General features: G+C 69.0%; 14 protein-coding genes. 8 read left to right on the plus strand and 6 right to left on the minus strand.

Annotated features, from left to right (window positions below):
- The 5 genes from ACFQS9_RS13355 to glgX all read right to left on the minus strand — a co-directional run.
- On the minus strand, positions 1–222 hold a 222-nt coding region (locus ACFQS9_RS13355; RefSeq protein ID WP_378405384.1), incomplete at its 3' end, for a hypothetical protein.
- 156 nt (positions 223–378) lie between these two features.
- Positions 379–525: a mycothiol transferase gene (locus ACFQS9_RS13360; RefSeq protein WP_378405386.1), complete on the minus strand. Its 147-nt coding sequence runs from the start codon at positions 523–525 to the stop codon at positions 379–381.
- Positions 526–811: 286 nt separating this feature from the next.
- Positions 812–1,621: a mycofactocin-coupled SDR family oxidoreductase gene (locus tag ACFQS9_RS13365; protein ID WP_378405387.1), complete on the minus strand. Its 810-nt coding sequence runs from the start codon at positions 1,619–1,621 to the stop codon at positions 812–814.
- Between the two features lie 102 nt (positions 1,622–1,723).
- The gene (gene treY / locus ACFQS9_RS13370) at positions 1,724–4,033 is read right to left on the minus strand and encodes a malto-oligosyltrehalose synthase (protein WP_378405389.1); all 2,310 of its coding nucleotides are present in this window, start codon (positions 4,031–4,033) and stop codon (positions 1,724–1,726) included.
- Positions 4,034–4,035: 2 nt separating this feature from the next.
- Positions 4,036–6,141 (minus strand): glycogen debranching protein GlgX, encoded by a 2,106-nt coding sequence (glgX, locus tag ACFQS9_RS13375; protein WP_378405391.1) that lies wholly within the window; start codon positions 6,139–6,141, stop codon positions 4,036–4,038.
- A gap of 167 nt (positions 6,142–6,308) precedes the next feature.
- On the opposite strand from glgX, the gene ACFQS9_RS13380 reads away from it, so the two are divergent.
- The 5 genes from ACFQS9_RS13380 to bioD all read left to right on the plus strand — a co-directional run bounded on the left by ACFQS9_RS13380 (position 6,309) and on the right by bioD (position 12,180).
- Positions 6,309–7,547, plus strand: coding sequence for a PucR family transcriptional regulator (locus ACFQS9_RS13380; RefSeq protein ID WP_378405393.1), 1,239 nt, complete (start codon positions 6,309–6,311; stop codon positions 7,545–7,547).
- A gap of 123 nt (positions 7,548–7,670) precedes the next feature.
- Positions 7,671–8,921, plus strand: coding sequence for a cytochrome P450 (locus ACFQS9_RS13385; RefSeq protein WP_378405395.1), 1,251 nt, complete (start codon positions 7,671–7,673; stop codon positions 8,919–8,921).
- A gap of 27 nt (positions 8,922–8,948) precedes the next feature.
- Entirely contained in the window at positions 8,949–10,256 is a 1,308-nt protein-coding gene (locus ACFQS9_RS13390; protein ID WP_378405397.1) for an adenosylmethionine--8-amino-7-oxononanoate transaminase, read from the plus strand.
- 71 nt (positions 10,257–10,327) lie between these two features.
- Complete coding sequence (locus tag ACFQS9_RS13395) at positions 10,328–11,482, plus strand: 8-amino-7-oxononanoate synthase (RefSeq protein WP_378405399.1); 1,155 nt, start codon at positions 10,328–10,330, stop codon at positions 11,480–11,482.
- Complete coding sequence (gene bioD, locus ACFQS9_RS13400; RefSeq protein ID WP_378405401.1) at positions 11,479–12,180, plus strand: dethiobiotin synthase; 702 nt, start codon at positions 11,479–11,481, stop codon at positions 12,178–12,180. The genes ACFQS9_RS13395 and bioD overlap by 4 nt, the downstream gene beginning before the upstream one ends.
- On the opposite strand, the gene ACFQS9_RS13405 is transcribed toward bioD, so the two are convergent.
- Entirely contained in the window at positions 12,150–13,439 is a 1,290-nt protein-coding gene (locus tag ACFQS9_RS13405; protein WP_378405404.1) for a cytochrome P450, read from the minus strand. The genes bioD and ACFQS9_RS13405 overlap by 31 nt on opposite strands.
- Before the next feature lie 140 nt (positions 13,440–13,579).
- On the opposite strand from ACFQS9_RS13405, the gene ACFQS9_RS13410 reads away from it, so the two are divergent.
- The 3 genes from ACFQS9_RS13410 to ACFQS9_RS13420 are packed head-to-tail and all read left to right on the plus strand — an operon-like array spanning position 13,580 to position 16,658.
- Complete coding sequence (locus tag ACFQS9_RS13410) at positions 13,580–13,864, plus strand: hypothetical protein (RefSeq protein ID WP_378405405.1); 285 nt, start codon at positions 13,580–13,582, stop codon at positions 13,862–13,864.
- Positions 13,861–14,679 carry a hypothetical protein gene (locus ACFQS9_RS13415; protein WP_378405406.1) on the plus strand — a complete coding sequence of 273 codons (819 nt, stop codon included), beginning with the start codon at positions 13,861–13,863 and terminating at the stop codon, positions 14,677–14,679. Before ACFQS9_RS13410 ends, ACFQS9_RS13415 begins: the two co-directional genes overlap by 4 nt.
- Before the next feature lie 50 nt (positions 14,680–14,729).
- Positions 14,730–16,658 carry a fumarate reductase/succinate dehydrogenase flavoprotein subunit gene (locus ACFQS9_RS13420; protein WP_378405408.1) on the plus strand — a complete coding sequence of 643 codons (1,929 nt, stop codon included), beginning with the start codon at positions 14,730–14,732 and terminating at the stop codon, positions 16,656–16,658.
- The last annotated feature ends 1 nt before the right edge of the window (position 16,659 follow it).

The raw sequence follows: 16,659 nt of genomic DNA on the forward strand, positions 1-16,659 counted from the left end.
GCAGTCGACGATGTCGCCCGACCCCAACCGGATATCGCGTTCGATCCACGATTCCCAGAACCGACCCGCCGCCAACACCTTCCGCGCCGCACACCGATTCTCGATGCGCCACGACCGACCGACCTCGTCGAGGGCGGCGACATCGGCCAGCAACGCCGAGGCCACCGCCTCGGCGCCGGCCCTCACCTCGCCGACCTGAACCCCACCACCGGACTCGAACATACATTCGATACTACGCCCGGGGTTTGGCGCAAACAATGGGCAGGAATGGGCGAGGATTCGCTGTGGCCTGGACTCGTTCGACATGCGCGCGATGGCGTTCCCGGTCTGTGTAGTGCAGGTTTTCGTTGTGTTTTGACATACCTGCGACGCCGTCAATCATTTCCCGGATGTGTCGGCGTGACCGGCGTGGCGGGCCGTTTCGATGATCATGAGCACGAGGATCTGGTGCAAGGTGGCGTGCTGTTCGGGCCATCCGGGCACGGAGCCCGGTGAGTCTAGATCGAGGGAATGTCTGCCCGGCATGCTCCCAGGATCGCCGATAGATACCGTTCACGATGAGGTCCGTAGATTCGTCGGGCGTCGCACACAGAAGGTTCGTGCCGTCGGTGTCAGGGGGCGTCGAATGTCATACTCCGAGAGCCCGTAGAGCTTCCACAGGATCGATTCGCGGAGCACCCGAAGTCGATTGATCAGGTCGGACTCGTATGCGTCTGGGTGGAGTCATCACGGCAGCCGAGTGCCGGACTCCGTCGCAGACGACGAACCGCCGACCGGGTGATCCCGGCCGGCGGCTCGTTGTGTAGCAGGATCAGCGCGCGGCGTTGCCCAGGTCGATCGGCATGTTGATGCCGGTGATGTGATGCGCCTCGTCCGAGCAGAGGAAGGCCACGACGTTCGCGACGTCCTCGGGCTGGCTGATCCCGTCCGGCAGCGACGGGATGAAGGCGGGGGCGAGCGTCTCGGCGAAGCGCTCCATGAGCGGAACGACGTCCGTCATGATCATGCCGGAGGCGACACCGTACGGGTGCACGCTGTTGACGCGGATCCGATGCATGCCGAGCTCGTTGGCCATGGTCCGCGTCAGGCCGGCGATGCCCGCCTTGCTGGCGACGTAGTGGCCGAAGAACGGCGCGCCCTTGAGGCTCGAGACGGAGCTGGTGACGACGATGGAACCGCCCTCGCCCTGCTCGATCAGCTTCGGGATGGCGGCCTTGCAGGTGAAGAAGACGCCGGTCAGGTTGACGTCGATGGTCTCCTGCCACTGCTCCGGGGTGATCTCCCAGGACAGTGCGGCCGAGCAGATGCCGGCATTGGCGACCACGTAGTCGAGCCGGCCGAAGGCCTCGACCCCGGCGTCGAGCGCGGCGGTGACGGCGGCGAAGTCGCGCACGTCGGCCTTGGTGGCGACGATCTTGCGGCCCTGCTCCTCGACCAGGCGGACGGTCTCGGCGAGATCCTCCTCGGTGGCGCCCTCATAGGGGGTGGAGTCGAACTTCTTGCACGCATCGAGGGCGATGATGTCCGCACCCTCCGAGGCGAACTTGACCGCCTCGGCCCGGCCCTGCCCGCGCGCCGCGCCGGTGATGAATGCGACCTTGCCCTCGAACCGATTCCCCATAGCTGTGAGCCTCCCGCGTGCAGTGTGAACGTGTTGCAGGTCACAGTAGGTTATGTTTCGTCATCGTGTGCCGAATTGTCCCGCCTAGTGGAATGGCGCAGGTCAGGGCCGTGCGAGGAGTGCTACCGGCAACCGGTCGAGCAGATCCGCCGCACGGACTTCGCCGGTGAACACGTTGCCGGTGAGCCGGTCGGTCCAGGTGCCGGGCGGCAGGGTCACCGACGTTCCACGCCACCCGCGTTCGGCCAATCCGAGGCTGTGCCGGGTGGCCACCGCGATCACGTCCTCGCCGCGCAGGAACCCCACCAGGTGGGACGCCGCATCGCCGTGCGCGGAGACCGGCGCGTACGAACCGCCGACGAAACTCGAGGGCCGCTCGCGTCGCAATCGTAGTGCGCTGCGGGTCACCAGCAACTTGGCCACCGCGTCCACGGCCGACACCGGGCGAGGGTCCGCCGCCAGCCGTCGCCGCACGCCGAAGTCCACCAGGCGCCGGTTGTCCGGGTCCACCAGCGAGTCCTCCCACAGTTCGGTGCCCTGATACACATCCGGGATGCCCGGCCCCGCCAGCTGCAGCAGCTTCTGCCCGAGCGAGTCGATCCGACCGTGCGGGGCGAGCCGTCCGACGAGATCGGACATCGATGCCGCGACCGGACCGTCGATCACCTCGTCGATCCACGCGCAGACGCGCGACTCGAAGCCGGCGTCCACGCGCTCCCAGGACGTCCGGACGCCGGATTCGCGCACGGCCTTCTCGGCGTATGCGTGCAGCCGGTCCCGAACCGTGGCGTCCGGGCCGCCGACGACGGGCCACACTCCGAACATCGTCTGCCACAGGAACAGACCGGTCGCGGGGTCCGGACTGGGGGACAGAGCCTCCCACTCCCCGACACGGCGCGCCCACAGCCCAGCGGCCTGCGACAGCACGCCGATCCGGGCCCGCACGTCCTCGCCGCGCTTGGTGTCGTGGGTGGAGAGGGTGGTCATCGCGGCCGGCCAGTCGCGCGCCCGCCGGGCCTGCGCGAGGTGGAACTGCGCCACCGACACCCCGAACCGGCCCGGGTCGCCGCCCACCTCCTGCAACGAGATCAACCGTGCGGTCCGGTAGAACAGGCGGTCCTCGACGGCCTTGGCCATCGCGGCGCCGCACACCTGCTGCAGACGCGCGGCCGCCTCGCCGTTCGAGCGCACCGCCGCGGACAGCGCCGACAGCGCCCCGGCGAGCTCCGGGTGCTCCTCGGACACAACGCCGATCGCCTCGCGGAGCGCACCGGAGGTCGGGCCGTAGTCGGTGCGGTAGTGGGGGATCAGCGCGAGGGTCTCCACGACGGCCGAGGTCAATGCATCCGGGTCGACGTCGGTGGTGGATTCGCGCCGGACCACACCGACCAGGCGGCGGACCTCCGGCGCCAGGCCGCCGCGCAGCACCTCACGCTTGAGTTCGCGTTCGGACCGTCGCAGCGATTCGGTGTCGCCCCGGTCTCCGGTGCGCCGCCGATGCAGCTCCGTCAACTCCTGCGCACCGGCGGGGTCGAGGAACACCCCGGTCAGCTCGCCCAGTGCGTCGTACCCCGTCGTGCCGTCCACGGGCAGCGCGGGGTCGAGCGGCTCACCGGGCGCCAGGATCTTCTCGATCACCAGCCACCGGTCGGGCCCGAGGAGCCGGCGTAGTCGGCGCAGGTAGCCGGCCGGGTCCGCGAGCCCATCGGGGTGATCGATCCGCACCCCGTCGACGAGGCCGTCCGACATCCACGACCGGACCTCCCGGTGGCTCGCCTCGAACACCGCCGGGTCTTCCTGCCGCAGCGCGGCGAGCTCGTTGACAGTGAAGAACCGCCGATAGCCCACGCGGCCGCTGCGCCAGTCGACCAACTTGTACGCCTGCCGCGAGTGCACCGCCGTCGCGTCGCCGCCGTCGGTTCCCGGGGCGATCGGGTAGCGGTGTTCGTGGTAGGCGAGCGCTGGTTCCGGGCCGGTGCGGTCGACGGTGAGCCCGGCGTCGTCGCCGAGAACCGGTATCGCGATTCGCCCCTGGTCCCAGTCGATGTCGAAGTACGACGCGTACTCGGACGTGCGGCCGTGCCGGAGCACGTCCCACCACCAGGGGTTCTGTCGCGGATCGGCCACCCCGACGTGGTTGGGGACGAGGTCGACGATCAGCCCCATCCCGCGTTCGCGTAGCTCGGACGCCAACGCCGCCAAGGACTCCCGGCCACCGAGCTGTAGCGACACCGTCGTCGGGTCGGTGACGTCATAGCCGTGGGTGGATCCGGTGGCCGCGGACAACACGGGGGACAGGTACAGATGCGAGACGCCGAGATCGTCCAGGTAGTCCGCGAGCTCCCTGGCGTCGTCGAGGGTGAACGCGTCGCCGCGCAGTTGCAGCCGGTAGGTCCCGGTGATCGCGGCCATGGTCAGGGAACCGAACGCAGCACGACGACCGAGCGCGGCGCCACCTTCATCGTCCCGCCCCCGCCGACCACCGCGTCCACCAGACCGGTTTCGGTGGCGGTGTCGAGCGCGACCGCCCAGTGTGCGCCGGCGCCGTCATCGGGGACGGTGAACTCGAGCGCCTCGTCATGGGCGTTGAAACACAACAGGAACGAGTCGTCCACCACGCGCCTGCCGCGATGGTCGGGCTCCTGGATCCCGGCGCCGTCGAGGTACACCGCGAGCGACCGGCCGAACCCGCTGCCCCAGTCCTGTGCGGTCATCTCCTCACCCGCCGGGGTCAACCACGCGATGTCGCGGGCCTGTTCGCCGGATCGGATCGGACCGCCCGCGAGGAACCGCCTGCGGCGGAACACCGGATGTGCTGCCCGTAGCGCGATCACGTTGCGGGTGAACTCGACCAGGTCCGCGTTCGTCTCGGCCAGCGACCAATCCATCCAGGCGATTGGTGAATCCTGGCAGTACACATTGTTGTTGCCGTGCTGGGTCCGGCCCATCTCGTCGCCGTGCGCGAGCATCGGCGTGCCCTGGCTGAGCATCAGGGTGGCCAGCAGGTTGCGCCGCTGACGGGCCCGCAGCGAGAGGATCTCGGGGTCGTCGGTCGGACCCTCCACCCCGCAGTTCCAGGATCGGTTGTGACTCTCGCCGTCCCTGTTGTCCTCGCCGTTGGCCTGGTTGTGCTTGTCGTTGTAGGACACCAGGTCCGCGAGGGTGAAGCCGTCGTGTGCGGTGACGAAGTTGATGCTCGCGCTCGGTCTGCGCCCGGTCGCCTCGTACAGGTCCGACGAGCCGGTCAGGCGGGAGGCGAACTCGCCGAGGGTCGACGGTTCGCCCCGCCAGTAGTCGCGGACGGTGTCGCGGTACTTGCCGTTCCACTCCGTCCACAGTCCCGGGAAGTTGCCCACCTGGTAGCCGCCCTCGCCGACGTCCCAGGGCTCGGCGATCAGCTTGACCTGGCTGACGATCGGGTCCTGCTGCACCAGGTCGAAGAACGCGGACAGCCGGTCCACGTCGTGCAGTTCGCGGGCGAGGGTGGATGCCAGGTCGAAGCGGAATCCGTCCACGTGCATCTCGGTCACCCAGTACCGCAACGAATCCATGATCAGCTGCAGGGTGTGCGGATGCCGGGCGTTGAGGCTGTTCCCGGTGCCGGTGTAGTCCATGTAGTGCGCGAGATCGCCCTCGACCAGCCGGTAGTAGGCGGCATTGTCGATGCCGCGGAAGTTGATCGTCGGCCCCAGGTGATTGCCCTCGGCGGTGTGGTTGTAGACGACATCGAGGATCACCTCGATGTCCGCCTCGTGGAACGCTCGGACCATCGCCTTGAACTCGGTGACCGCGCCGCCCGCCTTAGAGGTCGCGGCATAGTCGGCGTGCGGGGCGAGGAAACCGAATGTGTTGTAACCCCAGTAGTTGCGCAGTCCGAGATCGAGCAGGGTTTGGTCGTGCATGAACTGGTGAACGGGCATCAACTCGATCGCGGTGACCCCGAGGCCGCGCAGGTGGTCGATGATCGCGGGATGCGCGAGACCGGCGTAGGTGCCGCGGAGCTCCTCGGGCACCGCGGGGTGGGTCGCCGTCATCCCCTTGACGTGCGCCTCGTAGATCACGGTGTCGTGGTACGGATGTCGGGGCGCGCGATCGGATGCCCAGTCGAAGAACGGGTTGATCACCACGGTGGTCATGGTGTGTCCCAGCGAGTCGGAGCCGAACGTGTGGACCGCGGGATCGGTATCGAATGCGCCGTCGAACGCCTTGCCGTAGGGGTCGAGCAGCAACTTGCTCGGGTCGCAGCGGTGACCCGACTTCGGGTCGTGCGGACCGTGCACGCGAAAGCCGTAGCGCTGACCGGGCGCGACCGCGGGCAGGTAGGCGTGCCAGACGAAGCCGTCGACCTCCTCGAGCGGCACCCGGGTCTCGGTGCCGTCCCTCGCGATCAGGCAGAGCTCCACCGCGTCGGCCACCTCGGAGAACAGCGAGAAGTTGGTGCCCGCACCGTCGTACGTCGCGCCGAGCGGATAGGCGCTGCCCGGCCACACCGCGATGGCCGGGCTCTCCGTGTGTGCCATGTCTCGACCCTAGTCCGCGCTCGGCGAGCCCTCCTGTCGACGTCAGGAGCGGTAGCAGGAGGGTCCTGACCGATCGATGTGTGCGATTCGCACAACTCCTCTGCGTGCGTTTGGGTATTCCTGCCATACGACATCGCGAGATTGTGCAATTCGCACACAATGTCCTGATGGGGTCGATGAACAGTCCGGGGTCCGCGGCTCGGTGGATGCGGGAGCACGTGAGCTCGACGTTCAGCCGCGCCGATTTCGAGGGGTTCATCGACCGGCTCGACTCGTCGATCTGCGCGGACGTCCCCGAGCTGGCGACGGACGCCGAGCTCCAGCGCGATCTCAAGGCCGCGATCCGGAGCCAGTTCCGGGTGTTCCTCGGCACCGAGATCCCGGTCGACGGCGCCCGCGCGACGGTGGCGGTCTCCGGCGAGTGCCACGCGCTCGCTCGGACCATCGCCCGCCGCGGCCTCGACCTCCGGGTGCTGTCCCAGTTCGACCATGCCTGTCATCGCGCCGTGCTCGGGTTCGCCACCGAGTTCGTCGCCCAGCAGGACCTCCCGAACGATTTCACGTTGGCGTTGATGACGATGATGTGGGAGCAGACCAGTGAGTTGATGAACACGCTGCTCGAGGAACTCAACGCGACCTACACCCGTGAGCGGGAGAGTCTGTTGCGCGGGGCGTTCTCGCAGCGCATCGGCACGGTGCGGGAGATCCTGGACGGCGCAGCGGTGGACGTCGCCCAGGCCTCGGCCCGGATGGCGTACCCGCTGCACCGGACGCACACCGCGCTCTCCGTGTGGGCGGAAGGCGCCGCGCCGGGGTTCGATCCGATCGCCGACCTCGAGGCGGTTGTTCTGCGCATGGCGAGGGAAGCCTCCGCCGCGGACCTGCTGTGTGTACCGTCCGGCGCCAGCGGCCTGTGGGCCTGGATGGTCGACGGGGACCCGCTGGGACCCGACCCGCAGCACGCCGCGCTGGTCCCCGCAGGGGTCCGATTCGCCATCGGTGACCCGGGCGCTGGGATCGACGGGTTCCGGCGCAGTCACCGCGAGGCCCGGGCCGCCCGTTCGATCGCCGAGAACGGAAGGCAACGACGGACATTCACTCGGTACCGCGACGTCGAGGTCGCCGCCCTGGCCTCACACGATCCCGCCGCCCGGTCGGCATTGGTCGAACGCGAGCTGGCGGGAATGCTGGGCGACGACGCGGCCTCCGAACGCCTGCGCGACACCGTCCGCGCGGTCCTGGTCAGCGGGGGAAACCAGGAGGCGGCGGCGCGACGGTTGGGTGTGCACAAGAACACCGTCCGATACCGGATCCAGCGGGCGGAGGAGGTCCTCGGCCGGGACCTGGCGACGAATCGCCTGCCGCTGGAGCTGGCGTTGGAGTGCTTCGACACCTTCGGACGGTGACCGGGATCCCGGTGTGCGGGTCCCACAATGATCGCCCTCGAGGTTGGCGAAATCTGCCAAGCGCGAAGCCTTTTCGCCGTGTGACGCTTGTCAGGACACTCACCCGAGGACGAGGAGATCGCAGTGCCCACACCGAATATTCCGGACGGTTTCGACCTCACCGATCCCGCCGTGTACGAAGACCGGTTCCCCGCAGAGGAGTTCGCGGACCTGCGCCGGACCGCGCCGGTCTGGTGGAACCCCCAGTCGCCGGACAAGGGCGGCTTCGGCGACGGCGGGTACTGGGCCGTCACCAAGCACGCTGATGTCAAGGAGGTCTCGCGCAACGGCGCCGTCTACTCCACCTGGCAGAACACGGCGATCCCCAGGTTCGCCGATGACACGCCGCGCGAGACGATCGACCTGCTTCGGACCCTGCTGCTCAACATGGATGCGCCTGAGCACACCAAGCTCAGGAAGCTGATCTCCCGTGCGTTCACCCCGCGGTCGATCGCGGACCTGCGCCCGGCGTTGAAGGCACGCGCCGAATCGATCGTGAAGCAGGCGGCGGCGGGCGGCACCGGCGACTTCGTGTCGCAGGTGGCCGCCGAACTCCCACTGCAGGCGATCGCCGAGCTGATCGGCGTCCCCCAGGATGATCGCGGCAAGATCTTCGACTGGTCGAATCAGATGATGGGCTACGACGACCCGGAGTTCGCCGCGGCGTCGGTCACCGCCTCGACGGAGCTGTTGGGCTACTCGTATCTGATGGCGGAGCAGCGCAAGCAGTGTCCGGCCGGCGACCTGCTGACCACCCTCGTCGAGGCGAATGTCGACGGCGAGGCGCTCACCTCCGAGGAATTCGGCTTCTTCGTGCTGATCCTCGCAGTCGCGGGCAACGAGACGACGCGCAACGCGATCACGCACGGGATCATGGCGTTCCTCGAGCACCCAGATCAGTGGGAGCTGTACAAGCGGGAGCGGCCGGCGACCGCCGTCGACGAGATCATCCGTTGGGCGACACCGGTGATCGGCTTCCAGCGAACCGCACTCAGCGACACCGTGCTCGGCGGCCAGGAGATCGCGGCGGGGGACCGGGTGGTGATGTTCTACGCGTCGGCGAACTTCGACGAGGACGTCTTCGACAACCCGATGGACTTCGACATCACCCGGGCGGACAACCCGCACCTGAGCTTCGGCGGCACCGGCGCCCACTACTGCGTCGGCGCGAACCTTGCTCGCATGGAGGTGGGGATCATGTTCGACGCGATCGCGGACCACATGCCGGACCTGAGCATGATCGGCGATCCGCGCCGGTTGCGGTCCGGGTGGATCAACGGGATCAAGGAACTCCAGGTCGATTACCGGGGCGGCTGCCCGGTCCGGCACGGGTAGCGCGGGGCGGCTCGCTAGGGTCCTGGTGTGTCTCATGCCGGACTGACCCCAGATCAGATCTCCCGTATCGATGCCGAGCACCTCTGGCATCCGTACAGCGCGTTTCCCGCCTCCACCAGCGCTTTGGTGGTCGACAGTGCGAGCGGTGTCCGGCTGACCCTCGCCGACGGCCGGGAGCTGGTCGACGGAATGAGCTCCTGGTGGGCGGCCGTGCACGGGTACCGTCACCCGGTGCTCGACGCGGCCGCGACCGCCCAGCTCGGCCGGATGAGCCACGTCATGTTCGGTGGGCTGACCCACGAGCCCGCCGCCCGGCTGGCCGAGCTGCTGATCGAGATCACCCCGGCCGGCCTGGACAAGGTGTTCTTCGCGGACTCGGGCTCGGTGTCCGTCGAGGTCGCCGTCAAGATGTGCATCCAGTACTGGCGCAGCCTCGGCAGGCCGGACAAGAAGCACCTGCTCACCTGGCGCGGCGGCTACCACGGCGACACCTTCGCCCCGATGAGCGTCTGCGACCCGGAGGGCGGAATGCACACGCTGTGGTCCGACGTGCTGGCGCGGCAGGTGTTCGCGCCGATCCCGCCCGTCGAGTTCGACCCGGCATATGTTGCCGAGTTCGAGCGGATCCTGCTCGAGCACCGCGATGAGCTGGCGGCGATCATCGTCGAGCCGGTGCTGCAGGGCGCGGGCGGCATGCGCTTCCACGATCCGCGCTACCTGGCCGAGCTGCGGCGCCTCGCGGACGAACACGAGCTGCTGTTGGTGTTCGACGAGATCGCCACCGGGTTCGGCCGCACCGGCGAGCTGTTCGCGGCCGACCACGCCGGCGTCGCCCCCGACATCATGTGCATCGGAAAGGCGCTGACCGGGGGGTACATGACCCTCGCCGCGACCATGTGCAGCACCGCCGTCGCCGAGGCGATCAGCGCGGGGGAGGCGGGCGCGCTGATGCACGGTCCGACGTTCATGGCGAACCCGCTCGCCTGCGCGGTCGCTGTCGCAGCGGTCGAACTGTTGCTCTCGCGCGACTGGCGCGCCGAGGTGGCGGCGCTGGGCTCGGGGCTGGCGGCCGGGCTGGCGCCGGCCCGGGACCTGCCCGGCGTGGCCGACGTGCGGGTGCGCGGCGGGGTCGGGGTGATCGAGATGGAGCGGCCGGTCGACATGCGGCTCGCCACGGACGCGGCGGTGGACGCGGGCGTGTGGCTGCGGCCGTTCGGGAAGCTGATCTACGCGATGCCGCCGTACATCTGCACCGGTGCCGAGGTCGCGGCGATCGCGGCGGGGATGGTGGCGGCGGCGCGGGCGACGGCCCCGGCGGCCGCACTGGGGAAGTGAACACCACGGCGGTGCCGTGAATTGAACACCACGGCGGTGCCGTGAATTGAACACCGTTCAAGTCCTCGCGTATGGTGCTTCCCGTGGGAAACGATCGCACCCCTCTGAGCTGGCTGGACGACGTCGCGGAGCAGCGCCGCGCCGCCGGTCTGCGCCGTGAGCTCCGGCCGCGCACGCCGGCCCCGGCGGCGATCGACCTGGCCTCCAACGACTACCTCGGCCTGGTCCGGCACCCCGAGGTGATCGACGGCGCGACGGCGGCCCTTCGCCGCTGGGGCGCGGGCGCGACCGGATCACGCCTGGTCACCGGGACCACCACGGAACACGAACTGCTCGAGCGCGAACTCGCCGAGTTCGTCGGTGCCGAGTCCGGCCTGGTGTTCTCCTCCGGGTACACCGCGAACCTCGGCGTGGTCACCGCGCTGTCCGGCAAGGGCTCGGTGGTCATCTCCGACGCGGGCAGCCACGCGTCCCTGGTCGACGCCTGCCGGCTGTCGCGGGCCAGGGTCGAGGTGGCACCGCACGGCGACCGCGACCGGCTGCGTGAGGCCCTCGCGACCCGGACCGAGGAGCGCGCGCTGGTGCTCACCGATTCGGTGTTCAGTGCCGACGGTGACCTGGCCCCGCTGCGCGAGATGCATCGGCTGTGCCGCGAGCACGGCGCAGTCCTGATCGTGGACGAGGCGCACGGCATCGGGGTGCGCGGGGACGGCGGCCGCGGCCTGGTGCACGAGCTCGGCCTGGCGGGGGAGCCGGACCTGGTGGTGACCGCGACGCTGTCGAAGTCGCTGGCCAGCCAGGGCGGGGTGGTGCTCGGCGCCGAGAAGGTGCGCGCCCATCTCATCGACGCGGCCAGGACCTTCATCTTCGACACCGGGCTCGCGCCCGCCGCGGTCGGTGCCGCGCGGGCCGCGCTCGGGGTGCTGCGCCGGGAGCCCGAACGGGCGACCGCGGTGCTCGAGCGGGCCCGCGACCTGGCCCGGATGACGGGCGTCGACGCGCCCGAGTCCGCGGTGGTCTCGGTCGTGCTCGGCGACGCCCAGCGGGCCTTCGATGCCGCCCAGGCCTGCCGCGAACGTGGCCTGCACGTCGGCTGCTTCCGTCCGCCGTCGGTGCCGGAGGGCACCTCGCGGCTGCGGCTGACCGCGCGTGCGACGATCACGCCCGACGAGCTCGCGACCATCGAGGCCATCCTCGCCGAGATCCTCGCGGGGGCACCCGCGTGAGCGTGCTGCTCATCAGCGGGACCTCGACCGACGTCGGCAAGACGGTGGTCACTGCCGCGCTCGCGTCGGTGGCGTTGTCCGCCGGTCGTACGGTGGCCGTGTGCAAGCCCGCGCAGACCGGGGTCGGCGCCGGCGAACCGGGGGATCTGGCCGAGGTGCAACGACTTTCGGGTGTGGGCGAGGTGGTCGAGCTGGCCCGGTACCCGGAGCCGCTCGCTCCCGACACTGCCGCTCGCCGCGCCGGACTGCCCGCGTTGGAGCTCGACGACGTGCTCGTCGCGGTCCGGGCGCTCGACAGCTCGCACGACCTGACCCTCGTCGAGGGTGCGGGCGGGGTGCTGGTCCGGCTCGGGGCGCGGGGGTTCACAATCGTCGACGTCGCGCGGACGCTCGGCGCCCCGGTCCTGGTGGTGGCCGCCGCCGGGCTCGGCACCCTGAACCACAGCGCGCTGACGGTGCGTGCGCTCGAATCCGCGGGGGTGCCGTGCGCGGGTCTGGTCATCGGCTCCTGGCCGTCGGAGCCCGACCTCGCGTCGCGCTGCAACCTCGAGGAGCTGGCCGAGGTGACGGGTGTGCCGCTGCTGGGATCCGTGCCGGCCGGCTCGGCCGCGTGCGAGCGCGCGACGTTCGCGGCCGCGGCGCCGGGGTGGTTCGATCCGGCGCTGGCTCAGTGCTTGACGGGGCAGCCGCTTCCGTAGTCGACGTCGAATCGCTTGATCCCGTTGAGCCAGCCGGAGCGCAGGTGTTGTGGGTCGCCGAGGCGGGAGATGTCCGGTATCCGGTCGGCCAGTGCGTTGAAGATCAGGTCGATCTCGAGCAGGGCGAGGTTTGCGCCGAGGCAGAAGTGCGCACCCGAGCCGCCGAAGCCCAGGTGTGGGTTGGGATCCCGGGTGATGTCGAACCTCGTCGGATCCTCGAACACGTCCTCGTCGAAGTTCGCGGAGGCGTAGAACATAGCGACCCGGTCGCCCTTTCGGATCTGCTGCCCGCCGAGCACTGTGTCGGCGGTCGCGGTCCGCTGGAACGCCGTCACCGGTGTCGCCCACCGGACGATCTCGTCGGCGGTCGTCGCCGGTCGCTCGCGCTTGAACAACTCCCACTGGTCCGGGTTCTCGAGGAACGCGATCATCCCGTGGGTGATGGCGTTGCGGGTGGTCTCGTTTCCCGCGACCGCGAGCAAGATCACGAAGAACCCGAACTCCTCAGGGGTGAGTTCGTCGCCGTCGATGTCCGCCTGGATCAGGGTCGTCACGATGTCCTCGGCCGGGCACGTGCGGCGGGTGTCGGCCAATTGGTAGGCGTACCCCAGGATCTCCGCAGACGCGGTCAGTGGATCGGTGTCGTAGTCCGGGTCGTCGCCGCCGGTCATCTCGTTGGACCAGTCGAAGAGTTTGCGGCGGTCTTCCTGCGGCACTCCGATCAGTTCAGCGATGGCCTGAAGCGGCAGCTCGCAGGCGACCTGCGAGACGAAGTCGCCGCTGCCCGACGCCGCGGCAGCCGCGACGATCTTCTCGGCGCGTTCCGCGAGGGTTGCGCGCAGATTCGCGATCGCTCTCGGCGTGAACCCGTGGGCGACGAGTTTGCGCAGCGTGGTGTGCTCCGGTGCGTCCTTGTTCAGCATGATGAGCCGCTGCATCTCGAGATTCTCCGGTGTGATGCCGTCGTCGACCCGAACCATGGCGGTCTTCTCCCAGCTCGAATAGAGCTCGGAGTTCCTGGAGATCTCCCGGATGTCGGCGTGCTTGGTCACCACCCAGTAGCCCTCGTCGCGGTAGCCGCCGACACCGGGCGGCTGCGGGTTCCACCACACCGGGCAGTGCGCACGAAGCGCGGCCAGCTCCGTGTGCGGCACACCCGTGACGTACAGGTCGGGATCGGTGAAATCGAAACCCGCGGGCAGGTCGAGTCCCGGGATCGAAGCCTGCGGAGCGTCCCCATGCCCACGCTGCGACACCATGCGTCCGCCCCTTCTCTCGGTCCGGCACGGCGCCCGATTCCGGACCGGATCCGACGAATTGCCCAGCCGGATGCGGGGGTCGTGGTGATGCGCTTACCGTAGTGTGATAGCAATCACATCATCGGGTCTCGGAGGTTCGAATGTCCACCACCGAAATGATGGAGCTGCAACGCACGATCGGGCACCTGCGGCAGTGCGTCGGCACGCTTCGCACGGTTTACGGCGACGCGGCGGCCGTCCGCAGGCTCGCCAACGATGTGGAGCGGCTTGATATCGACGCGGGCGACCTCGACGAGTCGCCACCCCGGATGACGCACGCCGGGCAGCACGAGCGGGTGCCCGTGCCGGACACCCCATACGACCAGGCGCTCTGGCTCGGAGCTGACGACGAGGGTGTAGGCGGTCATCCCCACGAGCGCCGGTGAGCGCGCCTGCCAGGGCGCCGCGCGGCGTCGAGGGGGCGACGCGTGCGCGGATTCCCGCGGGCACCCTGCGGACCGACCGATGGTGGCTACCCCCACTCCTGACCACCCTGGGGCTGGCCACCTTCGTCGTCTACGCGAGCATCCGGTCCTGGGTTCGCACCGCGTACTGGGTCGACGAGTACCACTACCTGACGCCCTTCTACTCGCCGTGCCTGAGTGATTCGTGTGTGCCAGGGGCCAGCCACTTCGGCACGCCCATCGGGGAACTCCCGATGTGGATCCCGCTCGGGTTCCTGGTCCTGCCTTTCCTTCTCGGCTTCCGGCTGACCTGCTACTACTACCGCAAGGCCTACTACCGTTCCATCTGGCTGGCCCCCGCGGCGTGCGCGGTCGCCGAGCCGCACACCCGGTACACGGGCGAGACCCGGCTGCCGCTGATCCTGCAGAACGCACACCGCTACTTCTTCTATGCCGCGCTTATCGTCTCGCTGATCAACACCTACGACGCGATCATCGCCTTTCACGGCAAGAGCGGCGGGTTCGGCTTCGGCCTCGGCAACATCGTCCTGCTCGTCAACGTGATCCTGCTGTGGGCGTACACACTGTCCTGCCACTCCTGCCGGCACATCATCGGCGGCAGGCTCAAGCACTTCTCGGCGCATCCGGTCCGGTACCGGCTCTGGACACTGGTCAGCAAGCTCAACACCCGGCACATGCTGCTCGCCTGGACAACGCTCGGGACGCTGATCATCACCGACTTCTACATCATGCTCGTCGCCAGTGGCACCATCTCCGACCTGCGCTTTTTTGATTGAACGCCAGCATCGATCGAGTTCGAGCACCAACCGAAGAAGGGGGACCGCCTGTGGCCGAGGTCGAACGGCACAGCTATGACGTCGTCGTGATCGGTGCGGGAGGTGCGGGGCTGCGCGCCGTGATCGAGGCCCGCGAACGTGGCCACTCGGTCGCAGTCGTCTGCAAGTCGCTGTTCGGCAAGGCGCACACCGTGATGGCGGAGGGCGGCTGCGCCGCGGCCATGGGGAACGCCAATTCGAAGGACTCCTGGCAGGCCCACTTCCGGGACACCATGCGGGGCGGCAAGTTCCTCAACAACTGGCGGATGGCCGAGCTGCACGCACGCGAGGCGCCCGATCGGGTGTGGGAACTGGAAAGCTATGGCGCGCTGTTCGATCGGACCGAGGACGGCCGGATCAGCCAGCGCAACTTCGGCGGCCACACCTACCCGCGGCTGGCGCACGTCGGTGACCGCACCGGCCTCGAGATCATCCGCACCATGCAGCAGAAGATCGTCGCCCTGCAGCAGGAGGACTTCGCCGAGACCGGCGACTACGAGGCCCGGATCAAGGTGTTCGCCGAGTGCACCATCACCGAGCTCCTGCGGGAGGACGGCCGGATCGCGGGCGCGTTCGGCTACTGGCGCGAATCCGGGCGGTTCATCCTGTTCGACGCGCCCGCGATCGTGATGGCGACCGGCGGGATCGGCAAGTCCTTCAAGGTCACCTCCAACTCGTGGGAGTACACCGGCGACGGGCACGCCCTGGCCCTGCGCGCGGGCGCGAAGCTGATCAACATGGAGTTCGTCCAGTTTCATCCGACGGGGATGGTGTGGCCGCCGAGCGTGAAGGGGATCCTGGTCACCGAGGGGGTCCGCGGTGACGGCGGGGTGCTCAAGAACTCCGAGGGTGAGCGGTTCATGTTCTCCTACATCCCACCGGTGTTCAAAGGCCAGTACGCCGAGACCGAGCAGGAGGCGGACGGCTGGCTCACCGATCCGGACAACAACCGCCGCACTCCCGACCTGCTGCCCCGCGACGAGGTGGCCAGGGCCATCAATTCGGAGGTCAAGGCCGGGCGGTCGACGCCGCACGGGGGCGTCTACCTCGACATCGCCTCCCGGATGCCCGCCGACGAGATCGTGCGCCGGCTGCCGTCCATGCACCACCAGTTCAAGGAACTCGCCGACGTCGACATCACCAGGGAACCGATGGAGGTCGGGCCGACTTGTCACTACGTGATGGGCGGCATCGAGGTGGACCCCGACAGCGGATCATCCAGCCTCCCGGGGCTTTTCGCGGCGGGGGAGTGCTCTGGCGGGATGCACGGATCGAACCGGCTCGGCGGGAACTCGCTGTCGGATCTGCTGGTGTTCGGTCGTCGCGCCGGCCTCGGGGCGTCGGACTACCTGGAGTCGCTCGAACGCAGGCCCACGGTCTCGGAGGCCGACGTGGCCGCGGCCGCGGCCATGGCGCTCGCGCCGTTCGACCCGCCCGGTGAGGGTGAGGTCGCGGAGAACCCGTACACGCTGCACACCGAGCTGCAGCAGGCGATGAACGATCTCGTCGGCATCATCCGGACGGACGGCGAGATCCGGCAGGCGCTGGCGAAACTGGAGGAGATCAGGAGTCGGATACCCGGCGTCATGGTGGAGGGCAACCGGCAGTTCAACCCCGGCTGGCACCTGGCGGTCGACCTCCGGAACATGGTGCTGGTCAGTGAATGCGTCGCCAAGGCGGCCTTGATGCGCACCGAGAGTCGCGGCGGACACACCAGGGACGACCACCCGGCGATGGACGCCGGATGGCGGGGCACGCTGCTGGTGTGCAGCGTGGTGGGCGGCGCCGAAGCCGCCGTGGGCACGGTGGTTCCCGACGTCACGGTCGCACCGGAACCCCAACAAGCGATGCGCGCGGACCTGTTGGAGCTCTTCGACTTCGGCGAACTGGCCAAGTACTACACCGACGCCGAACTCGCCGAACATCCCGGCTCGGCCTGAC

The sequence above is a fragment of the Rhodococcus daqingensis genome (assembly GCF_042665615.1).
Classification (GTDB): domain Bacteria; phylum Actinomycetota; class Actinomycetes; order Mycobacteriales; family Mycobacteriaceae; genus Rhodococcus_G; species Rhodococcus_G daqingensis.